The sequence below is a fragment of the Paraburkholderia sp. HD33-4 genome (genome assembly GCF_021390635.1).
GTDB lineage: Bacteria > Pseudomonadota > Gammaproteobacteria > Burkholderiales > Burkholderiaceae > Paraburkholderia.
Window position 1 is genome coordinate 1,439,860 of record NZ_JAJEJS010000001.1, and the last position, 15,769, is coordinate 1,455,628.

The window sequence follows — 15,769 nt, forward strand, 5'->3', positions numbered from 1 at the left end:
TCGATAACCGGATCTTGATCTTCAAAGCTCCCCCGGCCGCGGCCGCGCCGCGCGCGTTAGGCCCCGTCGTCGTCTGATCCGGCGGCGCTCGCGGCCACCGCCGCATACGCTTGCGGATTGAACAGCGGATGCCGCGCCGCTTCAGCGGGCGTCAACACCGGCGACACGCAGCAATCGAGCGATTCCAGCAGTTCCACCCATTCGCCGAGCGTGCGCGTCGCGATCACATTGGCAACTTCCTGAATGAGCGCCAGCGCATCGGGACCGCCGATCGCCTGACCCAGGCTCCAGTGACGCGTCGCCCATTCGGGCCGATCGAGCGCCATGCACAGCGTTTCCCAGAACTTCAATTCGAGCGCGCCGACCGCGAGCCAGCGCTCGTCGCTCGTGCGATACAGGTTGTAGCAGGGCACGCCGCCGTTCAACAGACCACCGCCCGCGGCAGGCGCCGCCCCTTCGTTGAGCAGCGACACCTGCGCGACGAAGTTGTGCGCATAGCTCGTGTGCGTCATCGATACATCGACGAAACGGCCCGCGCCGCCACGCGCGACGTGCCAGAGCGCGGCGAGAATCTGCGTGACCGCGCTCAATGCGCCACCGAGCAGATCGGCGATCTGGAAGTTGGGCAGGATCGGCGCACCGTCGCGACTCGCCAGTTGATCGAGCACGCCCGCATAGCCGATGTAGTTCAGATCGTGACCGGCATGGTCCGCGAACGGACCGCTCGCACCATATCCACTGATCGCGCAATAGACGAGCCGCGGATTGGCCGCGCTGAGCGTCGCGTAGCCGAGGCCGAGCCGCTCCATCACGCCGGGCCGAAAGCTCTCGATCAGCACATCGGCTTCGGCCGCGAGCGCGCGCAGCACGTGGCGTCCCGCTTCGGATTTGAGGTCGAGGCGGGTCTCGCGCTTGCCGCGATTGACCATCCGGTAGAACGCGCCGGGCCGGCCCGCGACACGGTCGCTCGACGACTGCATCATCGTGCGCGTCGGATCGCCCGCGCCGGGCGCTTCGATCTTCAGCACGTCGGCGCCGAGCTCGGCGAGGCGCAGCGCGGCCACCGGACCCGGCAGCAGGCGCGTGAGGTCGAGCACGCGCAATCCCTGCAACGGCGGGGGTACCTCCGTGGCCGGTGCGGCCGCGGATTCTGGGGCCGATTCTGAGGCCGATTTTGAGGCCGATTCTGAGCCCGACGAGCCGAACGACGAGTTCGCAAATGACAAAGCCAAGCTCCCGTGGATGCCGGCGCGGCCCGGTTGTGGCGTGCCGCTAGCCGATCTGTTCGAGTTCCTCGTGCGTCTCGAGCCATTCGGCTTCGAGCGTGTCGAGGCGCGCGTTCACGTCTGCCTGACGGCGGATCGCTTCCGTCAGTTTGCTCTTCTGCTCCGGCTCGTAACTCGCGGGATCGACGACGAATGCATCGAGCGTCGCTTTCTCCGCGTTGAGCGCGTCCATTTCCTTTTCGATCTTCGCGATGCGGCTTTGCAGCGGCTTCTTCAGATGCGCGAGCTTCTGCCGCGTTTCCGCTTCGAGGCGGCGCTGTTCCTTGCGATTGACGTTGCTGTCGCCATTTGCCGCGCCGTTCGATGCCGCGTCTGCCGCCCCGGAAGCATTCGCTTTCAGCGCCGCGCGCTGTTCGGCCGCGTGCTGCAGCAGCCAGTCGCGATAGTCGTCGAGATCGCCGTCGAATTCCTGCAGGCGATGCTTCGCGACCAGCATGAACTGATCGGTCGTCGCGCGCAGCAGATGCCGGTCGTGCGACACCAGGATCAGCGTGCCTTCGAATTGCGCGAGTGCCATCGTCAGCGCGTGGCGCGTTTCGAGGTCGAGGTGGTTGGTCGGCTCGTCGAGCAGCAGCAGGTTCGGCTTCTGCCAGATGATCAGCGCGAGCGCGAGGCGTGCTTTCTCGCCGCCCGAGAATGGCGCGATCTTCGCGGTCGCCATGTCGCCGGAAAAGTTGAAGCTGCCGAGGAAGTCGCGCAGTTCCTGCTCGCGCGTATCGGGCGCGAGGCGTGCGAGGTGCTGCAATGGGGTGTCGTCGGGGCGCAGCGTTTCGAGCTGATGCTGCGCGAAGTAGCCGATGCGCAGACCCTTGCCTTCACGCACGTGGCCGCTCAACGGTTCGAGCGTGCCCGCGAGCGTCTTGATCAGCGTCGACTTGCCCTGGCCGTTCGCGCCGAGCAGGCCGATGCGCTGACCGTTCTGGATCGACAGCATCACGCGCTCGACGATCGGAATCTCGCTGCCGTCTTCCGCGTGGTAGCCGCAGCGCACGTCTTCCATCACCATCATCGGATTCGGCGCGGAGTCGGGGGTGCGGAACTCGAACGTGAACGGGGACGCGATATGCGCAGGGGCGATCAGCTCCATCTTCTCGAGCGCCTTCACCCGGCTTTGCGCCTGACGCGCCTTGGTGGCCTGCGCCTTGAAGCGGTTGATGTAGCTCTGCAGATGCGCGACGGTGCGCTGCTGCTTTTCGTACGCGCTCTGTTGCAGCGCAAGCTGCTGCGCGCGCAGCACTTCGAATTGCGAGTAGTTGCCGCCGTAACGTTTGATCTGCTGGTTCTCGAGATGTAGCGTGACGTTGCAGACGGAATCGAGAAATTCGCGGTCGTGCGAAATCACGATCAGCGTGCCCGCATAGCGATTGAGCCAGTCTTCGAGCCAGACGATCGCGTCGAGGTCGAGGTGGTTGGTCGGTTCGTCGAGCAGCAGCAGGTCGGAGCGGCACATCAGCGCCTGCGCGAGATTCAGCCGCATGCGCCAACCGCCCGAGAAGCTGCTGACCGGCTCGCGGGTCTGATCGAGCGTAAAGCCGAGGCCGAGCAGCAACGCTTCGGCGCGCGCCGGCGCGGTGTAGCCGTCGGCGTCGGCGAACGCGGCGTGCGCTTCGGCTTCGGCCGCGCCGTCGTGCGCCGCGGAGGCGGCCGCGATGCGCGCTTCGATGTCGCGCAGCGCGGCGTCGCCGTCGAGCGTGTAGGCGAGCGCGGTTTTGCCGACGGCGGGCGTTTCCTGCGCGACGTGGGCGATGCGCCAGGTCGGCGGGATCGAGAAATCGCCGCCGTCCGCGTGCAATTCGCCGAGCAGCACGGCGAACAGCGTCGACTTGCCCGCTCCGTTCGCCCCGATGAGGCCGGCTTTTTCACCGGGGTTCAACGTGAACGTGGTGTTGTCGAAAAGCGGCTTGGTGCCGCGCGCGAGGCTGAACTGATTGAAGCGGATCACGACGTGGCCGGCTGAAGAAAACCGCTATTTTAGACTGCCCGGCGCGTTGCCGGGCGCGCGGCGCCGATTGCCCGGCTGTCACTTCGCGCGCAGCCGCCATCGGCCATCCGGCCGACTGTATCGGCAGCGCTTTTGGCATAGACTGACGGCTTTCACGGGAGGGCACATGACATCGATCTATTCGTTTTCGGCGCGCACGCTCGGCGGCGAGGAAGCGAGTCTCACGAAGTACCAAGGCAAGGTTATGCTGATCGTCAATACCGCGAGCGAATGCGGGTTCACGCCGCAATACGCGGGCTTGCAGAAGCTGTATGACGAGTACGCGGCGCGCGGGCTCGCGGTGCTCGGTTTTCCGTGCAACCAGTTCGGCAAACAGGAGCCGGGCGACGCCGCGCAGATCGGCAGCTTCTGCGAGAAGAACTACGGCGTGACGTTTCCGATGTTCGACAAGATCGACGTGAACGGCCCGAACGCGCATCCGCTGTTCCGCTATCTGACCATCGAGGCGCCCGGGCTGCTCGGCCTCGAGGCGATCAAGTGGAATTTCACAAAGTTTCTGATCGGCCGCGACGGCAACGTCGTCAAGCGCTATGCGCCGCTGACCAAGCCCGAGGCGATCACCGCGGATATCGAAGCGCTGCTGTAGGAGGGGCGAGCGCGTGCAACGCGCGAGGCGCGCCTACAGGATCGGCGAAAAAAGTCGCGCGACGTGCATCAGCATGCGTCGCAGTGCGTTCGACTTGCGGTACTCGTCGCGGTCGATTTCGCGCGACTGGGCGAAGTCGTCGAGCAGCATCGTTTCGACTTCGAGCGCAAAGCCGCGGTCGACGGTCAGCACCATGATCTCGAAGTTCAGGCGAAACGAGCGGTTGTCGAGATTGGCGCTGCCGATCGCGGCCGCGCTGCTGTCGATCAGCACGACCTTCTGATGCAGGAAACCCGGCTGATAGCGGAAGATGCGAATGCCCGCGCGCAGCGAGTCGTACGCATACAGCTTCGATGCCGCGAACACCACCAGGTGATCGCGCCGGCTCGGAATCAGGATGCGCACGTCGACGCCGCGCAGCGCCGCAAGCCGGAGTGCGGCGAACACCGCTTCGTCGGGTACGAGGTAGGGCGTCGTGATCCAGATGCGTTCGCGCGCCGCGTTGATCGCTTCGACGAAAAACAGCGAGCAGGTCTCCTGTTTGTCGGCCGGGCCGCTCGGCAGCACGAGGCAGTGCATGTTGTTGGCGGCGCGTTCGTTCGCGCCGTGCTCGCCTTGCGGGGCGACAACCTGGCCGGCTGAATCGGCGGGCGGCACGTCGAACTCGGGCAGCTGCTGCGTGGCCCAGTACCAGTCTTCGATAAACACGAACTGGATGCTCGCGACCGCTGGGCCGCGCACCTCGATGTGCGTATCGCGCCACGGCGACAGTGGCGGCTTTGCGCCCAGATATTCGACGCCGACGTTATGACCGCCAACGAACGCACGCTCGCCGTCGACCGACACGATCTTGCGATGATTGCGGAAGTTCAGCTGCAGGCGGTTGACGAACCGGCGGTTCGTCGCGAACGGATGCATGTCGATGCCGGCCGCGCGCAGCGCCGCGACGTAGCGGTGCGGCAGATCGAAGCTGCCGATGCTGTCGTACAGGAAGTACACCCGCACGCCTTGTTGCGCTTTCGCGATCAGCGCGTCTTTCAGCATGTCGCCGAGCGCGTCGTCGCGCACGATGAAGAACTGCACGATCACATAGCGGCGCGCATTCTGGATCGCGTCGAAGATCGCCTCGAAAGTCGCCGTGCCGTTGACCAGCGTCCGCACGGTATTGCCGGGCAGGAACGGCATGCCGCCGAGGCGCGTCAGCGACTGCACGAGCCGCGAGCCGAGTTGCTGCGTCGGCACCCCGGCCGACGACGCCTGCGTGTCCCACACCTGCGGATGCGCGCGCGTGCGCAATAGCTCGTTCTCGACGCGACGCGCGTCCGCGTAGCCGGCGAATTTACTGCGGCCGAGGAACAGGTAGGGTACGAGTGTCAGATAAGGCATCGCGACCAGCGACACGGCCCATGCAATCGCGCCTTGCGAGGTGCGGGTATGGAGAATCGCGTGAGCGGCCGCGATGATGCCGAGAATATGGGCAAGGAGGACCAGCGGGCCGACGTGAAGCAGGTCGAATGTCATAAGCTCGCGAACAGTTGGCGAAGCGCCGTGTTCAGGAAACGGAGGCGGGCACAGGCTCGCTTCGTGGTCTGCGGCGAACGCGTCGGACTACGGCTTCAGACTGCGGCTGCGGACATCACCTGCGCCGTGGCGGCGATGGTTCGCAACCCTGCCTGAGAACCGCGCTTGAAACCATGGCTTGAAGCCGCGCTATGTAACGCACCCAAATAAAGCGCCAAAAAATCGTGCTGAAAATGCGCGCTAAAAAAATAGCGCAAAAACTCGTATCAATAAACTGTGCGTCGGACCGCGCGCGGCGTGCGCGTCCCTTGCGAGATCCGCTGCGAGCGGCGGCAAGCGGCGCCGCGCACGCCGCGCGCTCAAACGGCAAGCATGCCGGACTCAGACCGGCAGGTCGCTGGCCTGGATCAGGAACACGTTGTCGTCGCCGGCGCTGGTCGACAGCCACACGAGGTCGAGACCGCCGAATGCCGCCTCGACGTGCTCGCGTTCGTTACCGATCTCGATGACGAGCACACCGTCTTCGGTCAGCCAGTTGCGCGCGTCGGCGATGATCCGGCGCACGATGTCCATGCCGTCCGCGCCACCGGCGAGCGCCATCTCCGGCTCGTGCTTGTACTCTGCCGGCAGCTCCTGCATCGACGTCGCATTCACGTACGGCGGATTGCTGATGATCACGTCGTAGCGGCGCTCGGCGAGCGGCGCGTACAGATCACCTTCAAACAGCGCGATGCGGTCGTCGAGGTGGTAGTCCAGCACGTTGCGCGTCGCGACTTCGAGCGCGGGCGCAGACAGATCGACCGCGTCGACGTCGGCGTTCTGGAACGCGTGCGCGGCGAGGATCGCGAGGCAGCCGGAGCCGGTGCATAGTTCAAGCACCGCGCCGACCTGCTCGGGGTCCTCGACGTACGGCTGCAGGCCGTCCTGCAGCAGCTCGCCGATGAACGAGCGCGGCACGATCACGCGTTCGTCGACGTAAAAGCGATAGCCGTGCATCCACGCTTCCTGCGTGATGTACGCGGCCGGCACGCGTTCGGCGGCGCGTCGCTCGATCACGTTCAGCACCGCCTCGATTTCGGCCGTGCTCAGGCGCGCGTCGAGAAACGGCTCGAGCAGGTCGAGCGGCAGATGCAGCGTGTGCAGGATCAGGTAGGCGGCTTCGTCGTAGGCATTGGCCGAGCCGTGGCCGAACGACAGTTTGGCCTCGCTAAAACGCGATACTGCATAACGCAGCAGGTCGCGGACGGTGCAAAAAGGAAGCGTCATCGCAAAGTTCCTGGTTACGCGATCAGTTGTTCGAGCACGCGGCGATACACGTTTTTCAGCGGCTCGATATGGGCGACTTCGATATGTTCGTCGATCTTGTGGATGCTCGCGTTCAGCGGGCCGAACTCGATCACCTGCTTGCAGATGCGCGCGATGAAGCGGCCGTCCGAGGTGCCGCCGGTGGTCGACAGCGCGGTGTCCACACCGGTCTCGTCCTTGATCGCCTGCGCGAGCGCGCTCGACAGCTCGCCGCGCGGGGTGAGAAACGGCAGGCCGCTCACGGTCCATTGCAGGTCGTATTCGAGGCCGTGTTTGTCGAGAATCGCGTGCACGCGCTGTTGCAGGCCTTCGACGGTGCTCGCGGTCGAGAAGCGGAAGTTGAACATCACGTCCGCATGGCCGGGGATCACGTTGGTCGCGCCGGCACCGCTGTGGATGTTCGACACTTGCCAGGTGGTCGGCGGGAAATATTCGTTGCCGTCGTCCCAGCGCTCGGCGACGAGTTCCGCGAGCGCCGGCGCGAGCAGGTGCACCGGATTCTTCGCCAGATGCGGATAAGCGATATGGCCTTGCACGCCCTTGACGATCAGCTTGCCCGACATCGAGCCGCGCCGGCCGTTCTTGACCATGTCGCCGAAACGCTCGCTCGAGGTCGGTTCGCCGACGATGCAGTAGTCCATGCGCTCGCCGCGCTGTTGCAGCGCTTCGACGACCTTGACGGTGCCGTCGGTGGCGGGGCCTTCCTCGTCGCTCGTGATCAGGAACGCGATCGAGCCGCGATGCTTCGGGTTGGCCGCGACGAACTCCTCGCTCGCGACGACGAAGCCGGCGATCGACGCCTTCATGTCCGCCGCGCCGCGGCCGTACAGCTTGCCGTCGCACTGGGTCGGCTCGAACGGCGCCGAGCGCCACTGTTCGAGCGGGCCGGTCGGCACCACGTCGGTGTGGCCGGCGAACGCGAGCAGCTTGCCTTGCGAGCCGTCGACGCCGCGCTTGACGGCCCACAGGTTGGTCACGCCGTTGGATTCGATCGTCTCGTGCTCGAAGCCGAGCGCGGCCAGGCGCTCGATCAGGAGACGCTGGCAATGCTGGTCGTCGGGCGTGACGGACGCGCGCGCGATCAGTTGTTCGGTAAGGGCGAGGGTGCCGGACATGGATTCAGTACAAGCCACTTTGAAATGAAAAAATGCCGGCTCGCGGTAAGCCACCGCAGCCGGCAACAGCCTTCGAACGACGCGGCGCGAGGCCGCGCCCTTTGCTACCTTGCGCTCAGGCGAACAGCGCCGCGTACTCGTCCGCGGAAAAGCCGAGCGACTTCACGCGCCCGTTGACGACCAGCACCGGCCGCTTGATCACCGACGGCTTGTGGATCATCAGCGCGATCGCGCCCGGCTGCGTTTCCGCGGCCGCCTTCATGTCGTCGGACAGCGCGCGCCACGTCGTGCCGCGGCGGTTCAGCAGCGCGTCGAGCTTGACGTCCTTGAGCCAGTCCTGCACGAGCGGCTCGGTCACGCCGGCCTTCTTGAAGTCGTGAAACTCGAACTCGACGCCGTGCTCTTCGAGCCACACACGGGCCTTCTTCACGGTGTCGCAGTTCGGAATGCCGTAGACGACGGTTTTGGTGCCGCGCGCCATCAGTCGCCTCGCAGCAACTCGTTCAGACCGACCTTCGCGCGCGTCTTCGCGTCGACCTTCTTGACGATGACCGCGCAGTACAGGCTGTGCGAGCCGTCCTTCGACGGCAGGTTGCCCGCCACCACCACCGAGCCCGCCGGAATGCGGCCGTACGTGACTTCGCCGGTTTCGCGGTCGTAAATCTTGGTGCTCTGGCCGAGATACACGCCCATCGAGATCACCGAGTTCTCTTCGACGATCACGCCTTCGACGACTTCCGAGCGCGCGCCGATGAAGCAGTTGTCTTCGATGATGACGGGGTTCGCCTGCAGCGGCTCCAGCACGCCGCCGATGCCGACGCCGCCCGACAGGTGCACGTTCTTGCCGATCTGCGCGCACGAGCCGACGGTGGCCCACGTGTCGACCATCGTGCCTTCGTCGACGTATGCGCCGATGTTGGTGTACGACGGCATCAGCACGACGTTCTTCGCGATGAACGAGCCGCGGCGCGCGATCGCGGGCGGCACCACGCGGAAGCCGCCGGCGGCGAAGTCTTCAGCGGTGTAGTTCGCGAACTTCGACGGAACCTTGTCGTAGAACTGGCTGTAGCCGCCGGCCGGCATCGGCGCGTTGTCTTCCAGACGGAACGACAGCAGCACGGCCTTCTTCAGCCACTGGTTGACGACCCAGTCGCCGTCCTTCTTTTCGGCGACGCGCAGCGCGCCTTTATCGAGTTGCTCGATCGCGTGGGCGACGGCTTCGCGCACTTCGGCCGGCGCGGCCTTCGGCGACAGTTCGGCGCGGTTGTCCCAGGCGGTATCGATGATGCTCTGAAGTTGTTGCGACATATGCGTGATTTTCTGAAGGGTTGAAGTCTGAAGAAGGGGATGCCGGGTGGTTCAGGCGAGGCTTAGGCTGCCCTCGGTTTGCCACCGAGCGAGCGGCAGAATTCGACGATCCGCTGCGCGCCTTGCGTGCATTCGTCGACGTCGGCGACGAGCGCGAGGCGGACGAAATTGCGGCCGGGGTTCACGCCGTGCGCAGTGCGCGCGAGGAACGAGCCCGGCAGAACCGTCACATTATAGTCGGCGTAGAGGCGCTGGGCGAACTCGGTGTCCGTGAGCCCGGTGCGCTCGACGTTGGCCCACAGATAGAACGCGGCGTCGGGCAGGCGCACGTCGAGCACGTCGGCGAGCATCGGCGTGACGGTCGTGAACTTCTGCAGGTACTTCGCGCGGTTCTCGCGCACGTGCGTCTCGTCGCTCCACGCGACCACGCTCGCGCTCTGGAACACGGTCGAGAGCGCCGTGCCGTGATACGTGCGGTACAGCAGGAATGCCTTGAGAATCGAGGCGTCGCCGGCGACGAAGCCCGAGCGCATGCCCGGCACGTTCGAGCGCTTCGACAGGCTCGACAGCATCACGAGGCGCTCGAAGCCGCGCCCGAGCCTGTGCGCCGCTTCGAGACCGCCGAGCGGCGGCTTCGACTCGTCGAAATAGATTTCCGAGTAGCACTCGTCCGATGCGATCACGAAGCCGTAGCGGTCCGATAGTGCGAACAGCTCGCGCCAGTCGTCGAGCGTGAGCACGGCGCCGGTCGGGTTGCCCGGCGAGCACACGTACAGCAGTTGCGTGCGCGCCCAGACGTCGGCGGGCACCGCCGAGTAGTCGCACGCGAAGTTGCGCGCCGGGTCGCTGTTGACGAAGTACGGCTGGGCGCCGCCGAGCAGCGCCGCGCCCTCGTAGATTTGGTAGAACGGGTTCGGACAGAGTACGATCGCAGGCTCGCCGTCAGCATCGCGGCGCGGGTTCAGCACCGTTTGCGCGAGCGCGAACAGCGCCTCGCGCGAGCCCGCCACCGGCAGCACTTCGGTCAGCGGATCGAGCGGCGGCAGGTTGTAGCGTTGCGTGACCCATTTCGCGATCGACTCGCGCAGCGGCGCCGAGCCGAGCGTGGCCGGATACGCGGCGAGGCCGCCGAGCGAATCGATCACGGCGTCGCGGATCAGCGGCGGGGTCGGATGTTTCGGCTCGCCGATGCCGAAGCTGATATGCGCAAGGCCGGCCGGCGGCGTAACGTCCTTGAAAAGCAGGCGCAGCTTTTCGAACGGATAGGGCTGAAGGGAGTCGAGTAGCGGATTCACGGACGAAATGGCCTGATCGGAATGGACGCGAATGAAAGGCGGGACAACCGGGCACGCGCGCCGGCGGGCGGCGGTGCATCAAACATGAATGAACCGGCGTCCCTGCGCGCGATGAACTGGCCGGCGTCGAGCCGGCCACCAGCGGCGGCGAACGGACGATTATAGCGTGGCACGCTTGAGGCGCGGCGGCCCGCGGACAATACCGGAGCTCGACGCGCGGCGCGGGAGCAACCCGCCAGGCGGCGCACCGATGCGTCGCAGCGGGAATGGCGCGGACCCATCACGGGGCGCGTAAAAGAATAGGCAGGAACAGCAATGCACGCAGCAGTTCAGGAGACAAGCGCCCACGCCAGTGCGAAGGCGGCGGACGGCATCACGAGGCGGACGACGATCCGTGCAGTCGGCGGCTTGGCCGCGGCGAGCGCCGACGCAGCGCACGACCCAGGCGGCCACGCCCTCACGCGACCCACCCACGACACCGCCCGGAGGCCAGCCCCATGACCAACTGGCTTCGCAACGGCTGGCCGACGCTCGCGATCATGCTGGGCGCGTCGGTCTGGGGGATGGTCTGGTATCCGTTACGCATGCTCGCCGCGCTAGGCGTGAGCGGCACAGCCGCGAGCGCGCTCACGAGCGGCACCGGCTGCCTGTTCGTGCTGCTCGTGCGGCATCGCGCGCTGAAGACCGTACGGTGGCACTGGCTGCTGCCGGCGCTCGCGCTCGCCGCGGGTGTCACCAATCTCGGCTTCGTGTGGGGCGCGATCCACGGTCAGGTGATGCGCGTGCTGCTGCTGTTCTATCTGACTCCGGCGTGGACCGCGCTGTTCGCGCATTTCATCCTGCACGAGCGGCTCACCTGGTCGGGCGCGGCGCTGGCCGCGCTGTCGCTCGCGGGGGCGATGACGATGCTGTGGTCGCCGCAGTTGGGGCTACCGGTGCCCGGCAATCCCGCCGAATGGGCCGGTCTGGCCGGCGGCATGGGCTTCGCGATGAGCAATGTGCTGATCCTGAAGACGAGCCGCGTGCTGCCGGACATGAAGCCCGAAATGCGCACCGGCGTGATCTTCGGCGGTGCGGCGCTGTTCGGCGCGCTCGCGTCGCTGTTCGAGCCGATGCCCGCGCCGCCCATCGGCGCGCACCTGGGTACCGCGGCGCTGCTGGTGCTGGGCCTCGGCCTGCTGCTCGCGTCGAACAACATGCTCGTGCAGTACGGGCTTTCGCGTGTGCCGGCCAATCGCGCGTCGATCATCATGCTGTTCGAGCTCGTCGTGACGGCGTTGTCGGCGTGGCTGTTCGCCGGCGAAGTACCCGGGTCGCGCGAATGGGCCGGCGGCGCGTGCATCGTGCTCGCATCGGCATTGTCGAGCTGGGTGCATCGCACGAAGACGGCGCCGCCCGATCCCGCCATCGGCGAGACGGACCCGCCCGGCGAGCGCAATGGCGGCGACGGCGAACAAGGTAGCGGACACGGCCGCGACGGCGACGGTGACGAGCACCGAAAGGGCGGTAAGAATCGTCCACGCGCGATGGTATGATTCCCCCTCATTAGCCGGCGCGTGCGCACCTGCGGGTGCGTCAGATGTGCAAGAGGTGTGCATGAGCGCATGCAGCCGGCGACCAAATTGCGAAGGCTCGCGAGGTTGCGTGGGGCCGTCCCGCCACGGCGGAGAACGACTGGCGCAACCTCGCGAGCCACCTATCACACTCTCTTTTCAAACAGCGAAATCGCCGTGCGGCTCACCTCGATCAAACTCGCTGGCTTCAAATCCTTCGTCGATCCCACTCATTTCCAGGTCCCCGGCCAGTTGGTTGGCGTGGTCGGACCGAACGGGTGCGGCAAATCCAACATCATCGACGCCGTGCGCTGGGTGCTCGGCGAATCGCGCGCCTCTGAGTTGCGCGGCGAGTCGATGCAGGACGTGATCTTCAACGGCTCGACCGCCCGCAAGCCCGGCAGCCGCGCGAGCGTCGAACTCGTGTTCGACAATGCGGACGGCCGCGCCGCCGGCCAGTGGGGCCAGTATGCGGAGATCGCCGTGAAGCGCGTGCTGACGCGCGACGGCACCTCGAGCTACTACATCAACAACCTGCCGGCGCGGCGCCGCGACATCCAGGACATTTTCCTCGGCACCGGCCTGGGTCCGCGCGCGTACGCGATCATCGGGCAGGGCATGATCGCGCGGCTGATCGAGGCGAAGCCCGAAGAGCTGCGCGTGTTCCTCGAAGAAGCCGCCGGCGTGTCGAAGTACAAGGAGCGCCGCCGCGAGACCGAGAACCGCTTGCACGACACGCGCGAGAACCTGACGCGCGTCGAGGACATCGTTCGCGAGCTCGGCTCGAATCTCGAGAAGCTGGAAGGGCAGGCGGTCGTCGCGACACGCTATCGCGAGCTGCAAGGCGACGGCGAGGAAAAGCAGCGTCTGCTGTGGCTGCTGCGCAAGAACGAGGCGGCCGGCGAGCAGCAGCGCCAGCAACGCGCGATCGAGCAGGCGCAGATCGACCTCGAGGCGCAAACCGCGAAGCTGCGCGAAGTCGAGGCGGAACTCGAAACGCTGCGCGTCGCGCATTACTCGGCGAGCGACGCGATGCAGGGCGCACAGGGCGCGCTGTACGAAGCGAACGCGGAAGTGAGCCGGCTGGAAGCCGAGATCCGCTTCATCGTCGAATCGCGCAACCGCGTGCAGGCGCAGATCGCCGCGCTCACGGCGCAGCGTGAGCAGTGGCAGTCGCAGGCCGACAAGGCGCAGGACGATATCGCCGACGCCGAAGAGCAACTGGCCGTCGCCGAAGAAAAAGCCGTGCTCGCCGAAGAGGACGCCGCCGCGAAGCACGACGCGCTGCCCGCGCTCGAAGCGCGCTGGCGCGACGCCCAGGCCGAGCTGAACACCGAGCGCGGCGGTATCGCGCAGACCGAGCAGGCGCTGAAGCTCGAAGCCGCGCATCAGCGCAATGCCGATCAGCAGTTGCAGCAGCTGCAGCAGCGCCATGAGCGGCTGAAATCGGAAGAAGGCGGCCTCGACGCGCCCGACGAAGCACAGCTCGAAGAGTTGCGCATGCAGCTCGCGGAGCACGAAGAAATCCTTCACGACGCGCAGGGACGCCTCGCCGACGCGCAGGAAACGCTGCCGCGGCTCGACGGCGAACGCCGCGCCGCGCAGGAGCGCGTGCAGGCCGAAAGCGCGCAGATCCATCAGCTCGACGCGCGCCTCGCCGCGCTCAAGCAGTTGCAGGAAAACGTGCAGACCGAAGGCAAGATCCAGCCGTGGCTCGACAAGCACGAGCTCGGCAGCCTGCCGCGTCTGTGGAAGAAGCTGCACGTCGAGGCCGGTTGGGAAACCGCGCTCGAAGCGGTGCTGCGCGAGCGGCTCGCCGCGCTCGAAGTGTCGAACCTCGACTGGGTCAAGGCGTTCGCCACCGACGCGCCACCGGCCAAGCTCGCGTTCTACGCGCCGCCCGCGGCCGGTCAGCCGGCTCCGGCGGCGGGCGCGCTGCGCTCGTTGCTGTCGCTCGTGCGCATCGAGGACGCGGGCATCCGCGCGGTGCTGAACGACTGGCTCGGCCTCGCCTACGTCGCCGACGATTTGCAGCAGGCGCTTGCCATGCGCGCACAGTTGCCCGAAGGCGGCACGTTCGTCGTGAAGGCGGGGCACGTGGTCACGCGCGTCGGCGTGCAGCTGTATGCGGCCGATTCCGAACAGGCGGGCATGCTCGCGCGTCAGCAGGAAATCGAAAACCTCGGCCGCCAGGTGCGCGCGCAGGCCTTGCTCGCCGACGAGGCGAAGGCCGCCGCGATCCGCGCCGAAGCCGCGCATACGCAAGCCGCGCAGGCGCTCGCCGAGATGCGCCAGCAGGCCGAACGCGCGACGCAGCGGGTGCACGCGTTGCAGATGGACGTGCTGAAGCTCACCCAGGCGCACGAGCGCTACACGCAGCGCAGCACGCAGATTCGCGAGGAACTCGAAGAGATCGCCGCGCAGATCGACGAGCAACGTGCGCTGCGCACGGAATCGGAAGCGAACTTCGAGCGTCACGACGGCGAGCTCGCCGAACTGCAGGCGCGCTTCGAAGACCATCAGCTCGCGTTCGAAGCGCTCGACGAAGAACTGACGAGCGCCCGCGGTGAAGTGCGCGATCTGGACCGCGCCGCCACCGACGCGCGTTTCGCCGCGCGCAACATGGCGAACCGGATCGACGAGTTGAAGCGCAGCATCCAGGTCGCACACGAGCAGAGCGAGCGCGTCGCTGGCTCACTCGAAGACGCGCGCGCCGAACTCGAAACGATCAACGAGCAGACCGCGCACACCGGTCTGCAGGACGCGCTCGACATCCGCGCCGTCAAGGAAGAGGCGCTGCGCGCCGCGCGCGTCGAACTCGACGACCTGACCGCGAAGCTGCGCGCGGCCGACGAAACGCGCCTCACCGCCGAGCGCGCGCTGCAGCCGCTGCGCGACCGCATCAACGAGTTGCAGTTGAAGGAGCAGGCCGCGCGCATCAACGGCGAGCAGTTCGTCGAGCAGCTGGCCGCGGCCGGTGTCGATGAAACCGAGCTGCAAGCCAAGCTGACGCCGGACATGAAGCCGTCGTACCTGCAGGGCGAAGTCACGCGCATCAACAACGCGATCATCGCGCTCGGGCCGGTCAACATGGCCGCGCTCGACGAGCTGAAGGCCGCGACCGAGCGCAAGAGTTTCCTCGATTCGCAGTCGGCCGACCTGACGAGCGCAATCGAAACGCTCGAAGACGCGATCCGCAAGATCGACGGCGAAACGCGCACGCTGCTGCAAAGCACGTTCGACGAAGTGAACCGTCATTTCGGCGAGCTGTTCCCGCGTCTGTTCGGCGGCGGCCAGGCGAAGCTGATCATGACCGGCGACGAAATTCTCGACGCCGGTGTGCAGGTCATGGCGCAGCCGCCGGGCAAGAAGAATTCGACGATTCACCTGTTGTCGGGCGGCGAGAAAGCGCTGACCGCAACCGCGCTGGTGTTCGCGATGTTCCAGCTGAATCCGGCGCCGTTCTGTCTGCTCGACGAAGTGGACGCGCCGCTCGACGACGCCAACACCGAGCGCTTCGCGAATCTGGTTCGGGCGATGTCGGACAAAACCCAGTTCCTGTTCATCTCGCACAACAAGATCGCGATGGAAATGGCACAGCAACTGATCGGCGTGACGATGCAGGAGCAGGGCGTCTCGCGGATCGTCGCGGTCGACATGGAAACGGCGGCGGGTTTCGCCCAGAATATCGTTTGAGTTAACGCCTTCGCGGGCATCCGCATCCAGCGCAGCGGCTTCGATGAGTGCCGCGCGGTACGTGGAGCGGATCAGAGGCCCGCGCGGATAAAAGAATTGCTG

At 66.3% G+C, this 15,769-nt stretch carries 11 protein-coding genes; 3 read left to right on the forward strand and 8 right to left on the reverse strand.

Annotation, left to right across the window (positions count from 1 at the left end; genetic code table 11):
- Positions 1 to 56 precede the first annotated feature (56 nt).
- Positions 57 to 1,112 (reverse strand): CaiB/BaiF CoA transferase family protein, encoded by a 1,056-nt coding sequence (locus tag L0U84_RS06385; protein WP_233848605.1) that lies wholly within the window; start codon positions 1,110 to 1,112, stop codon positions 57 to 59.
- A gap of 160 nt (positions 1,113 to 1,272) precedes the next feature.
- Positions 1,273 to 3,228 carry an ATP-binding cassette domain-containing protein gene (locus L0U84_RS06390; RefSeq protein ID WP_233848607.1) on the reverse strand — a complete coding sequence of 652 codons (1,956 nt, stop codon included), beginning with the start codon at positions 3,226 to 3,228 and terminating at the stop codon, positions 1,273 to 1,275.
- Between the two features lie 166 nt (positions 3,229 to 3,394).
- On the opposite strand from L0U84_RS06390, the gene L0U84_RS06395 reads away from it, so the two are divergent.
- Positions 3,395 to 3,874, forward strand: a complete 480-nt coding sequence (locus L0U84_RS06395) for a glutathione peroxidase (RefSeq protein ID WP_233848610.1) — start codon at positions 3,395 to 3,397, stop codon at positions 3,872 to 3,874.
- Between the two features lie 33 nt (positions 3,875 to 3,907).
- Here the strand turns inward: L0U84_RS06395 and cls are convergent, their stop codons facing one another.
- The 6 genes from cls to dapC all read right to left on the reverse strand — a co-directional run bounded on the left by cls (position 3,908) and on the right by dapC (position 10,418).
- Positions 3,908 to 5,395, reverse strand: a complete 1,488-nt coding sequence (gene cls / locus L0U84_RS06400; RefSeq protein WP_233848611.1) for a cardiolipin synthase — start codon at positions 5,393 to 5,395, stop codon at positions 3,908 to 3,910.
- A 381-nt stretch (positions 5,396 to 5,776) separates the two neighbouring features.
- Positions 5,777 to 6,661, reverse strand: a complete 885-nt coding sequence (gene prmB, locus L0U84_RS06405) for a 50S ribosomal protein L3 N(5)-glutamine methyltransferase (protein ID WP_233848612.1) — start codon at positions 6,659 to 6,661, stop codon at positions 5,777 to 5,779.
- Positions 6,662 to 6,675: 14 nt separating this feature from the next.
- Positions 6,676 to 7,815, reverse strand: coding sequence for a succinyl-diaminopimelate desuccinylase (gene dapE / locus L0U84_RS06410; protein ID WP_233848613.1), 1,140 nt, complete (start codon positions 7,813 to 7,815; stop codon positions 6,676 to 6,678).
- Positions 7,816 to 7,930: 115 nt separating this feature from the next.
- Positions 7,931 to 8,296, reverse strand: a complete 366-nt coding sequence (locus L0U84_RS06415; protein ID WP_018435509.1) for an ArsC family reductase — start codon at positions 8,294 to 8,296, stop codon at positions 7,931 to 7,933.
- Complete coding sequence (gene dapD, locus L0U84_RS06420; protein ID WP_129961113.1) at positions 8,296 to 9,123, reverse strand: 2,3,4,5-tetrahydropyridine-2,6-dicarboxylate N-succinyltransferase; 828 nt, start codon at positions 9,121 to 9,123, stop codon at positions 8,296 to 8,298. The genes L0U84_RS06415 and dapD overlap by 1 nt, the downstream gene beginning before the upstream one ends.
- Positions 9,124 to 9,185: 62 nt before the next feature.
- Entirely contained in the window at positions 9,186 to 10,418 is a 1,233-nt protein-coding gene (gene dapC / locus L0U84_RS06425) for a succinyldiaminopimelate transaminase (protein WP_233848614.1), read from the reverse strand.
- Between the two features lie 497 nt (positions 10,419 to 10,915).
- Between dapC and L0U84_RS06430 the strand changes: the two genes are divergently transcribed.
- Both L0U84_RS06430 and smc read left to right on the forward strand, forming a co-directional pair.
- Positions 10,916 to 11,953, forward strand: a complete 1,038-nt coding sequence (locus tag L0U84_RS06430; protein WP_233848615.1) for a DMT family transporter — start codon at positions 10,916 to 10,918, stop codon at positions 11,951 to 11,953.
- Positions 11,954 to 12,148: 195 nt separating this feature from the next.
- Entirely contained in the window at positions 12,149 to 15,667 is a 3,519-nt protein-coding gene (gene smc / locus L0U84_RS06435; RefSeq protein WP_233848616.1) for a chromosome segregation protein SMC, read from the forward strand.
- Positions 15,668 to 15,769: the final 102 nt, after the last annotated feature.